Raw genomic sequence first — 13,669 nt, forward strand, 5'->3', positions numbered from 1 at the left:
ATCTCGTCAATGCAAAGGTGCAGAAAACAAAATAAACCCCCGCGCATCCATTTGGAAAGCGGAGGTTTATGAACTGTTTTTTATTGCAGCACGCTCTAGTGCGCCGAAGAATATTCCGTTGATTCCGCCGTAGCATCAAGCTTCTTGCGGCCCATGAAGAAGGCGGACAGCAATGCGAAGCCGACGGGGATGACCGCCCAAGCGAAAGTATGAACGATTGAGGCTGAGAGTGCGGTAGAGAAGCTATCGAGCATATCGGATGGAATTAATGCCCGCGTATCTGGCGAGAGCAGCGCGTGAGGGTCTTTGAGATCAAGCCCTTCAGGCATTCCCTCCTGCTCATTAGTACCGAACAGCGTCGACATTTTGGTCGTAAAATAGTGGCTTTGAATAAGGCCAAACGTTGTAATGCCTATCGTCATGCCTAATGAACGTATAAAGTTCAACGTTGCTCCAGCTGTTCCCCTCTGGCGGTACGACAGGCCATGGATAGCAGCATTGCTAAGTACGGAGAATGACGCGCCGATCCCAAGACCGATAAGTACCATATAGATGGTGATCGTCAGTCGAGACGATTCGGGAGTAAGGCTGGCCACAAGCGCGATTCCTATTGCTAATAAAGCAAGCGTGGGTAACATGATGTTGCGGTACGAAATCTTGTTCATGAGACTTCCCCCGAGTGTCGCGGTAATGACCGATCCGACCATCATCGGCAGCAGGACAAGGCCTGAATTTGTTGCAGACCCGCCGAGCACCCCTTGAATGAAGATCGGGATGTATACCGACGCTGCGATAAATGCGGCTCCGCTGAACAGCGCTACCAGAATACTGGATGCGTACAGCTTGTTTTTAAACAGTCCAAAAGAGATGATCGGCTCCTCCGCTCGCCTCTCAGCCATAAGAAAGGCGATCAACAAAACGGCAAAACCTCCGAACAAGCTCATAATCATTGGCGATTGCCATGCGAATTGTTTGCCGCCAAGCTCAAGAGCGAACATGAGGCAAATGATGGCGCCAATAAGCGTAAACGCGCCTAACCAATCGATTGGCTGCTTGGAATGCTCATGCGATTCCTTGTAGAAAAACGTGACCATGATAAAGGAAATCAACCCTAGCGGGAGGTTGATATAAAAAATCCATTGCCAAGCGATATGGTCGGTAATGAATGCTCCAAGCAATGGTCCGAAGATGCTGGATAAGCCAAAAACAGCACCGAACAGTCCGCCCAATTTGCCGCGATTCTCAAGCGGAACGGCGTCGAACATAATCGTGAACGTAATCGGTACGAGCGCGCCACCGCCGATGCCTTGTATAGCCCGATAGATAGCGAGCTCCGTAATGGATCCAGCCGTTCCGCAAAGTGCGGAGCCAGCCATAAACACGATGATTCCGAAAATAAAAAACTTTTTGCGCCCATACATATCGGACAGCTTTCCGAATATCGGCATGCCGGCCATCTCCGCTACCATATAAGCGGATGTTACCCAAATGAATTTGTCCATGCCTCCGAGTTCGCCTACGATATTGCCCATAGCCGTGGCTACGATCGTATTGTCCATGGATGCCATTAAAATTCCGAGCAGCAAGCCTGCAATGACGATGGAAAGGCTGCTTGATTGACGTTGCTTCACTGATAAACACTCCTTCTGATCTCGTATTTCTTGTTATCAGTGTAATAAAAAAAGTATGACAGCTGAGTGTCATACTTCGGAATATCGTTTCAACATTTTTTCAATGGACGCTTTAACCCTGTCTCGAACCTCGGCAGGCTCAACGACGATCACGCCGTCCCCGAAGCTTAACAAGCTCGGAATGAGCCATCGCTCCACCGACCAAGTATCCACTTCCAGCGTCATCGTTAGCGTGCCATCTTCATTGAAGGTTTTTTCCGCGCTATAGTAAAAATCCATCGCACGTGCCAAGTATTCAATTGAAAAATGGAGCATAACTTTTACTTTACTCACTATTTGCGCATCATCATACCGGTTGCCTCTTTCGGGCAATCGACTATGCTTCTGATAATATTCCGTAGAGGCAAGCAAATTAGCCATCCGCGGCAGCTTAAACTCTCTGAAGTCTTTGCGTTCCCTGCAAAATCCGTATAAATACCACGAGTCATATTTATAAAGCAGGCTGATCGGCTCGACGCACCGTTCCTTCCGCTCGCTCTTGGCATTGACATATTCGAAGCGGACAACGCGGCATTCCGTGATCGCTACGCGGAGGATGCGAAGAGAATCGTTGTAGGCTCCGCTTCCTCCTATGTCCATCGTCAAGCTTGGCGATGCTTCGCCGTGCTGCAGCGTCTGCAGCTTATGGATCGTCTCTAGTGCCCGTTCATCATCAAATACGGTAGACATGCTGTGAAGAATCGTGATGAGCGAGCTTATATCGTAGGAGCCAAGCAGGCTTTTGTCCATTTTATACGAGTCCATGATGCCGTACCCGCCGTTAACGCCTTGAAACGATACGACCGGAATTCCTGCCGCGCATATCGCATCAATGTCGCGATAGATCGTGCGCTGGGACACCTTGTATTTTTCTGCCAAGGCGGAGGCTGAAAGCACCTCATTGTTCAGCAGCATATAGATCATCGAAATTAATCGTTCGAGCTTCATCGGTTAAGGGTTCAAAATAAGCTTTAAGCCTTCGATTTTCAGCTGATCCATTCGAATGACCCAGTCTTTTAAATTTTCATAGGTCTCGTCAGAAAAGCGGAACAGCTTCTGCATATCGTGCGTAATTTTTTTCTCATCGTCATTGTAGTCCCCATCAGCGAATATGAGCAGCAAAATTTCTGCAAAAAAGATTTTTTTCACATGCTCGTCTTCCAGGCCGCCGATGATATCCGAAAGCTGCTTTTCTTGTGAGAAGCTAAAGTCGGTTTGCACGATGTCCATCTCTTCCATAAACGATTGTAAAAAGCCGCGTTCCTTTTTGTGGACAAATCCATCGGCATTCGCTACGAGATGCGCGAGTTCTAGAAATGCTTGTTTATGTTCCTTGGATTGCAGAAAATGTAAAAACAATCGGTCCACTCCCTAGTTTCAAATATGTTTGACTATACTCTTATTCGACAGGTCGGAGTTTTTTCCTACATTTTGAATCAACTTGTTTAGTATTCTTAGCTTTTTGTTTAATTTTAAATAAAGGATGGTGACCGCATATGACGCGAATGACGCAGACGGTTCAGTTTTTGAAATGCTTATACGCCCGTTTTCGCGAGGATGATGTACAAGCGCTTGGCGCTCAGCTTACTTATTATTTGATCTTGTCGTTTTTTCCGTTTCTTATTTTTATGGTCAGCTTGCTTAGCTTTATTGAGCTGTCAGGGGATAGCGTTATCAGTGAGCTCATTCGCATGCTTCCTTCCGATGCGAGCGATACGATTAGCGGCATATTGACGGAAGTGATGAACAACAGCAGCGGCACGCTGCTCTCCTTCGGCATGGTCGCTACGATCTGGTCGGCATCAAACGGCATTAATGCCATTATTAAAGGCTTGAATAAAGCCTATGATCTTGAAGAGGAGCGTCCATTCTGGAAAGTGCGGGGCATCTCGATAGTCTCGACGATTTTTCTTGTGGTCGTTATTATGATCGTCATGGTGATGCTGATCTTCGGAAAAGCGATTGGACAATATCTGTTTGAGTGGTTGAATTATCCGGATGGATTTGAGTGGACTTGGGGCGTTTTAAAATATGTGATTCCCATTGCGGCGATGATCGGAGCCTTTACTCTGCTTTATTGGATCGTGCCGAGCAGACGGCTCGGCTTCAGAGAGGTGCTGCCGGGAGCCGTCTTTACAACCTTCGGCTGGATCGTTACATCCCTTTTATTCCAATTTTATATGAACAACTTTGGCAACTATTCGAAAACCTATGGCAGCCTTGGAGGAATGATCATTTTGTTGATCTGGCTATACATCAGCTCAATCATCATCATGCTTGGAGGCGAAATTAACGCTACTCTAGCCTCGGCGAAATCTAAAATTCCTCACTTGAAATCAGCGCGCCATAGCTTTCGAATGCGTCCGAATAATCGTAAAACGATTCATTCTTAAAGGGATTTAATCAGTAATATGCAGCACGATTCTTCCTCGGCCGTGGCCGATCTGGCTTCTCTCATGGGCTAGCTGTGCGTCTGTTAATGGTAAGGCTTGCTGGATAAAGGTTTGGACGCAGCCTTTATCCATTAATGCTGCGATCTCCTCTAGCTGTGCCTTGCCTGGCAAGCTTGGCCTTAATATCCTAACTCCTAATTGCTCCGCGCGATCCGGTGCCGGCTTTCCGGCAATAGAAACAAGCGTTCCTCCCTTTCGGACAACGGACCAGGAACGTGCAAGCGTATCCCCTCCCACCGTATCCAGCAGGAGATCAACTTGGCTTGCATGCTCTTCGAATCGGCTCTCCGTATAATCGATCACCTCGTTTGCCCCTAATGAACGGACAAAACCAACATTATCCGTCCCACAGGTAGCGATAATGTGGGCACCCTTCCACTTTGCGAACTGGACGGCAAACAAACCTACGCCTCCTGCAGCGCCATGAATAAGCACCCGATCCCCTGCCTTCAAGCCGCCTTCATGAATAAGAGCTTGCCAGGCGGTCGTTGCGCCGCCAGATATCGTCGCAGCCTCATCGAAGCTGAGCGAGTCTGGCTTGCGTGCAAGCGCTTCTGCCTTAGCCGTCGCATATTCCGCATAGGCTCCTGCCGTGCTTCGCCCAAACACCGCTTGCCCCTTTTGCAGCGCGGTTACGCCAGGACCTATCTCTTCAACAACGCCTGACAGAGCTGTCCCCGGGATACAAGGAAACTTAATCGGCATCGGAAATTTTCCCGTCCGAATTTTCCAATCGACCGGAAGCACGCCTGCTGCATGTACTCGAATGAGCACTTCTCCAGCTGCAGGCACGGGACGGGGGATCTGTTCAAGCTGCAGCACTTCCGGTCCTCCGAATTGATGATATTGAATCGCTTGCATCATTTTGGCTGTCATTTGTCTCTCCTCCGTGGAACGAACTTTATTTTGCAAAACAATTTATCGTGGGCTACAATTGAAAAATACAGAGTATAAATATATTGTGTATACTCACTATATCGTTAATAAGGTGAGTATACTCAGCAATTAGGGATTCGTCAAGGAGGATTATTATGACCCCATCTAAGCGGTCTTCATCAGAAGTAATGGTTACAGCAGGCGATGTATTGCAAAGCCTGTTCAAAACGACGCATCAACTCCACCAACAGTTTGAAGCCGAGCTTATTGCGCTACATATCCCAGCTTACCTGACTGGACCGAGACTGCGTTTTTTAATTGCCGTATCGGAATCCGCTCCTATCCGAATGAGTGATTTGGCTGCCAAAATAGGCATCAAAGCGCGTACCGTCACCCAGTTCGTCGATGCCTTGGAGCATGAAAAGCTGATCGTCCGCGTGCCCGATCCAGAGGATCGCCGCGCCACCTTTATTCAGCTAAGCGACTCCGCTCCTCCGCTGATCCAGAAAGCGCGCGCCGCCATGGGTGAAGCCGCCGAGAAGGTGCTTGCCACTTTGCCCGGCGACAGCCGCAAGCAATTGTTGGACATTTTAGACCAGCTTGAAGCGTCAAAGGCCAACGAACAGATCTGAAGAGGAAAATCGATTTGGAGGACGATATGATTAAATATCCTTTTTTAGAGGAAAAAGCAACGATTGGTGTAACCGCTCCTTCATCAGGGGTGAAAGCAGAAATGCATAATTTAGTACAATTAGCGACAAGCAGCATGCAAGCTAAAGGGTATCAAGTCATTTGCGGTGAAACGGTTTGGACGCAGCATAAAGCCAAATCCGCCTCCGCTCAGATTCGTGCGAAAGAGCTGAATGAAATGATGCAGGATGACCAAATCCAGCTCATTATTCCGCCTTGGGGCGGCGAATTGTTAATCGAAATCGTTGAACATCTCGATTATGAGCATTTTCCCAACAAATGGATACTTGGATATTCGGATATAAGTGTATTATTGCTAGCTATTACATTAAAAACTGGCATAGCGACTGCTCATGGAACGAATTTCGTTGATCTACGAGGAGAATATTCAGATGCCACGACCGCAAGCTGGCAATCGGTTTTATCAACCAGGGCGGGTGAATCGAATATTCAGCATTCTTCGCCAAAATATCAGAAGGATTGGAATTTTGCCTCCCCTTCACCTTGCGTCTTCCAGCTAACCGAACCGACCTGCTGGGAAACTCACTCCAATGCGAATGCAAACATAAGCGGACGATTGTTGGGCGGCTGCATAGACGTTATCAGGCATTTAATCGGCACGCCATATGGCGACCTGCATCATTTTCAAAAACAAATGATCGATAATGAGCCTATTATATGGTTTCTTGAAAATTGCGAGCTGAATACAGCGGATTTGCGAAGATCACTCGTTCAGATGAAGCTCGCCGGCTGGTTTAACAACTGTTCGGGTATTCTGTTTGGGCGAAGTCCTGCAAATCAGACGTTTGAGGATTATTCGGTTGAGGATGTGTATAACGATCTCTCTGAGGAGTTGAATATCCCGATTGTTTACAACATCGATTGTGGACATGTTCCGCCGCAAATGACGTTCATCAATGGTGCTTACGCTGATGTGGGAGTGGAAAATGGCAAAGGTACGGTTACGCAATATTTTAAATGATTGGTTAATAAAGAACCTCGCAGAAAAATAGGCATATGCTGAACTATCTGATCTTGAGGGGAAATGAAAGATGTATGCCTACGAACAATATGGGATGAACTGGAATTATCCATACGTAAACACCTATCCAATTTATGAACGTCATATGGCTAACTACCCGCCTGCTCTTACCTTCGTGCTTGTTCATGGCTCATGGGCGGATGCAAGCTTCTGGGACGAGACGGCTGCGGTATTGCGGCAAATGGGCCATATCGTGTATACGCCGGAATATGCGGGACACGGCGTGCTGACCGACAAAAACGTCACTCATGGAATGATAACCAAATCCGTCGTTGATTTTATTCTCGCCCATAATCTTCAGCAGATAATTTTGGTAGGTCACAGCTTTGGCGGAACTGTCGTTCAAAAGGTAGCTGAGCAAGTTTCAAACCGCATCAAACGACTTGTATTTTGGGATGCTTTCGTACTGAATGACGGAGAATCGGCATCGGACGAAATTCCGCCAGCCGCTTTGGGCTTTTTTCAGCAGCTAAGGGACAGCTCGAAGGATGATACAATCATGCTCCCCTTCGCTTTTTTCCGCGATACCTTTGTCAATGTAGCGCCCCTCGATGTAGCACAGCTTATATACAATAAAATTACGCCAGAACCGGCAAAACCGCTATTCGAAAAGCTGGATCTCAAAAAGTTTTACAGCCTCGCCACGCCAAGAAGCTATGTTTTCTTTACTCAAGATAATGTGCTGCCTCAATACAGCAGCGAATATGGCTGGCACCCCCATATGTCCGGTCGGCTTGGTCTCTTCCGTTATATTCAAGGAAGCAGCGATCATATGTCGGCAACCAAGATGGATCCCGCCATGCTTGCGCAAAAAATATATGAAGCCGGAAGAGATTGACGGTTAACAGTAAGAGCACGGAAAAAAGGGTAAGCTGCCGGAATTGGCGTCTTACCCTTTTTTTGCGCGTAAATGATTAAGTCAGCGAAGCCGTCTTCCTTGCACCGCGAATGCGAAGCGACATCACGGCTGCAAATAAGCATAAGAAGCCAGCCAGCACGAAAGGAACGGTATAATTGCCAAGCAAATCCCGCATCATGCCTGCTCCGTAGGCAGCAATTGATGCGCCTGCCTGATGGGCAACGACGATCCAGCCGAATATCATGCCGGCCTTCTCCTTGCCGAATGTGTCGGAGGTCAGCTTAGCAGTAGGCGGCACGGTTGCGATCCAATCGAGCCCGTAGAAAACGGAGAAAATCAATAGCTGCGTATATCCCGCACCAAGCGCATAGGGCAGAAAAATAAGCGAGAGTCCGCGAAGGCCGTAATACCATAGCAGCAGCCATCTGCTGTCAAATCGATCCGTTAGCCAGCCTGACATGGTGGTGCCAACTAAATCAAACAAGCCCATAAGCGATAACAAGCCGGCAGCTATGACGATCGGAATTTGAAAGTCGCCGCATGCCGGAATAAGATGAGTGCCGATCAGCCCATTCGTGGAGAAACCGCATAAGAAAAAGGTTCCCGCCAGCAGCCAGAACGTTCCGCTCTTGCTTGCCGATATGAGGACAAGAATGGGCGATAAAAAGAGGTTGCCTACAAATGGCGCTGGCTTAACGACCGCTGTTTCACCAAGCGGCGCTTTTCCTACATCGTAAGGATGGTTCCGCATCCAAATCGCGACGACGGGAATAAGCAGCAGCAGCACGGCAACAACGGAATAGACGGAATATCGCCATCCGATATCACTGGTTATTTTCGCGATTACCGGAAGGAATAATAGTTGTCCCGTTGCTGCGCTTGCCGTAAGCAAACCTATGACAAGCCCTTTATGCTTCACGAACCAGCGGTTCGCAATGGTCACGCCAAGAACGTTGGCAAGCGCGCCTGTTCCAAGTCCAACAAACACTCCCCAAAGGAGTACAAATTGCCAAATTTGCGTAATGAGCGGCGTTAGCGACATGCTCGCCATTAACAGCACCATCGCAATAACCATAATTTTTCGAATGCCGTAACGGGCCATTAATGCGGCGGAGAATGGTCCCATCAATCCGTACAGCAGAATTCGAATCGATACCGCGCCTGAGATCGCGCTGCGGTCCCAGCCGAACTCCTTCTCAAGCGACAGCATCAATACGCTCGGTACAGAGCTGATAGCGGCGGATACAAGCAAGGTTAGAAACGCAATCGCAACGACGATCCAGCCGTAATAAAAGGTTGAAGCAGGACGTTCTTTTATCATGATGTCACCTCTCTTCTCTTCAAGTGTAACTGACTTGGTTGTATTTGAACCCACAAAAAATCTTACTCTTTTGCAGCGTGTTCAAGCGTCTCGGCTACAAGCGTAGCTAACGTTGTTTTCGCGAGATCATGACGAAACGCCGCTTCTGCAGATTCATAATATTTATACAAGGCGGGTTGTATGCCTCTGCCGATCGGACATGCGCGATTAGGCTCGCTATGATGCAGTTCGTTTAAGGGCTTCTCCTCTACTGCATCATATACATCGAGCAGCGTAATATCCTCTGCCGATTTTGCGAGTATCCAGCCGCCATTGACACCACCGCGACGCACCTCTACTAAACCAGCTTTATTCAAAGCGCTCAATATACGGCGAATAAACACGGCGTGCGTGTTCACGCTCCGCGCGATCAGCTCCGAAGAAATATAGGGCTGGCTCTTATCATGCTCCATTTCAATTCGCGATAAAATATGCAGCGCTATCGTAAAATGGCTGTTTGATCCCATATCCTCACCTCTCAATGTAACTATATTAGTTTCAATGAACTCGGATGTCAATTGATATTTGCATGTAGAATTTATAAAATAAAAAAAAGCCGCGTTTCCGCGACTTTGCTTGTGTTTATGGGACGTACTGCTGTACGATCTGAACGATTTCCCCGTCCTTAACGGTCAGATGATACGGAAAGCTCTTCATGTTAAGATCATCTTCCGTATCTAATAGCTGAGCGAATTTTTCAACGGTAATCGGTTCATTCCAGACGATATCCGCTTCATTCACATTGCCTGTACGGTTATAAATTTGCATAAGTACTTTGGCATCGTCAGCGATTGGCAAGTCATGAAGGGTTTCATCATCATTGACGATATAATAGCCATCCGGCGGGCCATCAAGGCCTGAATCCCCTTCAAGCTCCAAAAATTTATCAATCGCTTGCTGACCCTCAAACCAATCGATTTGATCAATGGACAACACGTAATGATTATTTTGCTTATGGACGCTTTCGATGTAGCCCGTTTGCATGTTCGGCGTTTGCTCTACCGGTGTATATTCACGGCCTCCCGTCGGCGCAAAGCTAAAGGCCGTGAGACAAGCTATCGCAGCAACAGCGATTAATGTATATTTTTTCATAGCGCAGACGCTCCTTCTATATGGTGTATATTTTTATTCGGCTTACTTATAGATTATAACGTTTGCGGGGGGCAATAAGTTACAGAAAAGCTACAAAAATTTTTAAATATAAAAAGAAAAACCTGCGCTTCACGCAGGCATTCGCTTATATGACAAAAAGGTCCACAAACTGATGCACGGGAGTCGATTCCAACGTCTGCTGGTCACCGCATTGCTCGATGATTCGCTGGATTTGCTTGGCGGGAAAACGGGTTCTCAGATTGGATTCGAATTTACGCTGAAGAAGCGGGATCGCTTCCGTGCGCCTGCGCCGATGGCCGATCGGGTACTCGACTTCTTTCTTCTCTGACGTCGTTCCATCCGTAAAATAAACCTGGATCGCGTTTGCGATCGAGCGTTTGTTAGGATCTAGATAATCCTGCGAATAGGCCGGCTCCTCGGCGGTAACCATTTTCAGGCGAAGCTCATCGATACGCGGGTCTTGCGCAGCCTCATCTTCATAATGATCTGCTGTCAAATTTCCGAACAGCAGGCCGATGGCCACCATGTACTGCAGACAATGGTCGCGATCCGCCGGATTGTGGAGCGTCCCCGTCTTATCAATAATGCGCAAGGCGGATTCATGCGTTGTGAGGATGATTTTATCTATTTCATGCAGTCTATCTTTGACGAACGGGTGCAGCTGCATGGCACATTCGACGGCTGTTTGCCCATGAAATTCTGCAGGATATGCGATTTTGAACAATACATTCTCCATTACGTATGAATCAAAGCCGCGATTGATCGCAAAGGAGTTTCCTTTATAGAGCACATCATAGAACCCCCACCCCGGCGCACTCAGCGCGGAAGGATAACCCATTTCGCCCTGCACCGCCATAAGCGCAAGCCGAACGGCGCGGCTTGTCGCGTCGCCTGCTGCCCATGATTTGCGACTCCCCGTATTTGGGGAATGCCGGTAGGTGCGCAGCGAATGGCCGTCTAGCCATGCCTGCGATACGGCTGCGATAATCTCTTCCTGCGTTCCTCCGAGCAAAGCCGTCACGACTGCCGTCGAGGCGACTTTTACGAGAATGACATGATCGAGCCCTACCCGGTTAAAGCTGTTTTCAAGGGCGAGGACGCCTTGGATTTCATGGGCTTTGATCATGGCAGTCAGTACGTCGCGCATCGTTAAAGGCGCTTTTCCTTCCGCGATGTTATTTCTGCTTATATAATCTGCAACAGCAAGGATGCCGCCTAAATTATCGGAAGGGTGCCCCCATTCGGCTGCCAGCCAAGTATCGTTATAGTCAAGCCACCGAATCATGCAGCCGATATTAAAGGCGGCAGTAATTGGATCGAGCTGATAGGCGGTGCCGGGTACGCGTGCCCCGTTTGGCACATACGTTCCTTTAACGGTAGGCCCTAGCAGCTTCGTGCATTCCGGATAACGAAGCGCGAGCAGTCCGCAGCCGAGCGTGTCCATAAGGCAATGCCGCGCCGTTTGGTACGCCTCTTCGCTATTGATTGTATGATTAGCAGCATACATAGCGATTTCAACTAGCACTTGATCGGGCTCGGGTCTGTTATTGCTGGTTGGCGTGGTCATATGAAGCTCCTCCTCCCCGTTTTTCTTAGGATCGTTGCTCGAATGGAAGCCAAGGCGCAGGCTCGGGTCCGATATAATCCGCATTTGGACGAATGAGCCGGTTGTTGGCACGCTGCTCGGTAATATGCGCAGACCAGCCGCTCAGCCGAGAAATAACAAAGATTGGGGTGAAGAGCGCTGTTGGAATGCCCATTAGCCGGTATGCGGATGCGCTATAGAAATCAAGGTTCGGAAAGAGCTTTTTCTCCTTCCACATGATCTGTTCAATTCGCTCAGAGACATGATAAAGCGTCATATCGCCATCGTTCTCAGAAAGCTTTCTCGACCATGCCTTAATCAAATCCGATCTTGGATCAGAGACCGAATATACGCGGTGGCCAAAGCCCATAATCAATTTTTTGTCCTTCAGCAATTGCTTAACGCCGTTTTCCGCATCACCCGGGCTCGTATATTGCTCGATTAATGCCATTGCCGCTTCATTTGCGCCGCCGTGCAGATTTCCGCGCAGCGTCCCGATTCCGGTCGTTACGGCAGAGTATATATCGGACAAAGTAGAGGTCGTCACGCGCGCTGCGAATGTGGATGCGTTAAACTCATGCTCCGCATACAAGATGAGAGAAACATCCAAAGCCTTCTCATGAAGCTCGCTTGGCTTGTTACCATGCAGCAGCTGGAGAAAATGCCCGGCAATGCTGTCATTATCCGTAGCCGTATCGATCCGGCTGCCATCTCTGCTGTAATGATGCCAGTACAGCAGGATGGAAGCGCAGCTTGCGATTAGTCTGTCGGCGATATCGAATTGATTATTAGAATCGGACTCCGGTTCAAAGGCGGCAAGCGCGGAAATACCGGTACGAAGAACATCCATCGGATGCGTGCTCCCAGGCAGCTGCTCCAAGATCGTGAGCAAGCTTTGGGGCAGCTTGCGCAGATGAAGCAGCTTGTGCTTATACTGCCTCAATTCCGTCTCATTCGGGAGTTTGGCGTATAGGAGCAAATAGGCGGTTTCCTCAAAGGAACCTTTTCCTGCGAGATCACCGATCGAATACCCGCGATAAGTAAGCCCCTTTCCCTCCTTGCCGACGGTTGAAATCGCGGTTTGTCCAGCAATGACCTCGGCGAGGCCGCCCGGTTTTTTAGTCGCCATCGCTTTTCTCCTCCTCCCGTCTGCCATACAGCTGATCAAGCTTTTTCTCGAAGCTGAAATAGTCTAGGTAATCATAAAGCTCTGCACGCGTCTGCATATGGCTAATGACATTTTTTTGCGTGCCTTCCTGCCGGATCGTCTCATATACGAGCTTAGCCGCGGCACTCATTGCACGAAAGGCTGATAATGGGTAAAGAGCCAGACTTACGCCGGACTTAGCCAGCTCATCGACTGTGAACAGCGGCGTTTGGCCAAATTCGGTAATGTTGGCCAGTATTGGCACCTTAACCGCATCGGCGAACGCCTGATAGTCTTCAAGCTTAGTGACAGCTTCCGGGAAAATCATATCCGCCCCGGCTTCGACGCAAGCGCACGCCCGATCTATCGCCGACTGTAAGCCTTCATTGGCAAGCGCATCCGTACGCGCCATAATGATAAACTGTTCATCCGCTCTTGCGTCTGCCGCTGCTTTAATGCGATCAACCATTTCCGCTTTGCTAACGATGGATTTATTAGGCCTGTGCCCGCATCGTTTAGCCGAAATTTGATCCTCGATATGAACGCCTGCGGCGCCTGCGCGATTCATTTCCTTAATCGTGCGGGCGATTTGGAACGCTCCGCCAAAGCCTGTGTCCGCATCAACGAGCAACGGCAGCTCGGTCGCGCCCGTAATTCTTCTTACTTCCTCCAAACCATCCTGCAGCGACGTAATGCCGAGATCAGGCAGCCCAAATGAGGCGTTAGCGACGCCTGCGCCAGATAAATATAAGGCTCGAAATCCGGCCCGTTCCGCCAATAGAGCTGAATAGGCATGTATCGTACCCGCGACTTGCAGAGGTTTTTCGACGTTAAGCGCCTCGCGAAGACGCTGCCCGGGAGATAGATCCATTTC

At 48.7% G+C, this 13,669-nt stretch carries 14 protein-coding genes; 4 read left to right on the forward strand and 10 right to left on the reverse strand.

Going from position 1 to position 13,669, the window contains the following annotated elements; genetic code table 11:
* Positions 1-95 precede the first annotated feature (95 nt).
* From ADU23_RS24145 to ADU23_RS24155, 3 genes are all read right to left on the reverse strand, one after another.
* The gene (locus ADU23_RS24145; protein WP_053376080.1) at positions 96-1,631 is read right to left on the reverse strand and encodes an MDR family MFS transporter; all 1,536 of its coding nucleotides are present in this window, start codon (positions 1,629-1,631) and stop codon (positions 96-98) included.
* Between the two features lie 69 nt (positions 1,632-1,700).
* Positions 1,701-2,618 (reverse strand): helix-turn-helix transcriptional regulator, encoded by a 918-nt coding sequence (locus tag ADU23_RS24150; RefSeq protein WP_053376081.1) that lies wholly within the window; start codon positions 2,616-2,618, stop codon positions 1,701-1,703.
* Positions 2,619-2,621: 3 nt separating this feature from the next.
* Complete coding sequence (locus ADU23_RS24155) at positions 2,622-3,029, reverse strand: TerB family tellurite resistance protein (RefSeq protein ID WP_053376082.1); 408 nt, start codon at positions 3,027-3,029, stop codon at positions 2,622-2,624.
* A gap of 137 nt (positions 3,030-3,166) precedes the next feature.
* Here ADU23_RS24155 and ADU23_RS24160 point away from each other — a divergent pair, with 137 nt between their 5' ends.
* Positions 3,167-4,063 carry a YihY/virulence factor BrkB family protein gene (locus ADU23_RS24160; protein WP_063846097.1) on the forward strand — a complete coding sequence of 299 codons (897 nt, stop codon included), beginning with the start codon at positions 3,167-3,169 and terminating at the stop codon, positions 4,061-4,063.
* A gap of 6 nt (positions 4,064-4,069) precedes the next feature.
* On the opposite strand, the gene ADU23_RS24165 is transcribed toward ADU23_RS24160, so the two are convergent.
* Positions 4,070-4,999, reverse strand: a complete 930-nt coding sequence (locus ADU23_RS24165) for an NADP-dependent oxidoreductase (protein WP_053376083.1) — start codon at positions 4,997-4,999, stop codon at positions 4,070-4,072.
* Between the two features lie 155 nt (positions 5,000-5,154).
* Here ADU23_RS24165 and ADU23_RS24170 point away from each other — a divergent pair, with 155 nt between their 5' ends.
* The 3 genes from ADU23_RS24170 (at position 5,155) to ADU23_RS24180 (ending at position 7,569) form a co-directional block, all read left to right on the forward strand.
* On the forward strand, positions 5,155-5,631 hold the full coding sequence (locus tag ADU23_RS24170; RefSeq protein ID WP_053376084.1) for a MarR family winged helix-turn-helix transcriptional regulator: 477 nt from the start codon (positions 5,155-5,157) through the stop codon (positions 5,629-5,631).
* A 26-nt stretch (positions 5,632-5,657) separates the two neighbouring features.
* A complete protein-coding gene (locus ADU23_RS24175) occupies positions 5,658-6,671 on the forward strand; it encodes a S66 family peptidase (protein ID WP_053377805.1) in 1,014 nt (337 codons plus the stop codon).
* A 70-nt stretch (positions 6,672-6,741) separates the two neighbouring features.
* Positions 6,742-7,569: an alpha/beta hydrolase gene (locus tag ADU23_RS24180; RefSeq protein ID WP_053376085.1), complete on the forward strand. Its 828-nt coding sequence runs from the start codon at positions 6,742-6,744 to the stop codon at positions 7,567-7,569.
* A gap of 76 nt (positions 7,570-7,645) precedes the next feature.
* Here the strand turns inward: ADU23_RS24180 and ADU23_RS24185 are convergent, their stop codons facing one another.
* From ADU23_RS24185 to prpB, 6 genes are all read right to left on the reverse strand, one after another.
* The gene (locus ADU23_RS24185; protein WP_197286107.1) at positions 7,646-8,911 is read right to left on the reverse strand and encodes an MFS transporter; all 1,266 of its coding nucleotides are present in this window, start codon (positions 8,909-8,911) and stop codon (positions 7,646-7,648) included.
* Positions 8,912-8,973: 62 nt separating this feature from the next.
* Positions 8,974-9,417 carry an Rrf2 family transcriptional regulator gene (locus tag ADU23_RS24190; RefSeq protein ID WP_053376086.1) on the reverse strand — a complete coding sequence of 148 codons (444 nt, stop codon included), beginning with the start codon at positions 9,415-9,417 and terminating at the stop codon, positions 8,974-8,976.
* Positions 9,418-9,532: 115 nt separating this feature from the next.
* Positions 9,533-10,042: a hypothetical protein gene (locus tag ADU23_RS24195; protein ID WP_053376087.1), complete on the reverse strand. Its 510-nt coding sequence runs from the start codon at positions 10,040-10,042 to the stop codon at positions 9,533-9,535.
* A gap of 145 nt (positions 10,043-10,187) precedes the next feature.
* Positions 10,188-11,630, reverse strand: coding sequence for a bifunctional 2-methylcitrate dehydratase/aconitate hydratase (locus ADU23_RS24200; RefSeq protein ID WP_053376088.1), 1,443 nt, complete (start codon positions 11,628-11,630; stop codon positions 10,188-10,190).
* Positions 11,631-11,655: 25 nt separating this feature from the next.
* A complete protein-coding gene (gene prpC, locus ADU23_RS24205; RefSeq protein WP_053376089.1) occupies positions 11,656-12,777 on the reverse strand; it encodes a bifunctional 2-methylcitrate synthase/citrate synthase in 1,122 nt (373 codons plus the stop codon).
* Entirely contained in the window at positions 12,767-13,666 is a 900-nt protein-coding gene (gene prpB, locus ADU23_RS24210) for a methylisocitrate lyase (protein ID WP_053376090.1), read from the reverse strand. Before prpB ends, prpC begins: the two co-directional genes overlap by 11 nt.
* Positions 13,667-13,669 lie beyond the last annotated feature (3 nt).

The organism is Paenibacillus sp. FJAT-27812 (genome assembly GCF_001273905.1).
Taxonomy (GTDB): Bacteria; Bacillota; Bacilli; order Paenibacillales; family Paenibacillaceae; genus Pristimantibacillus.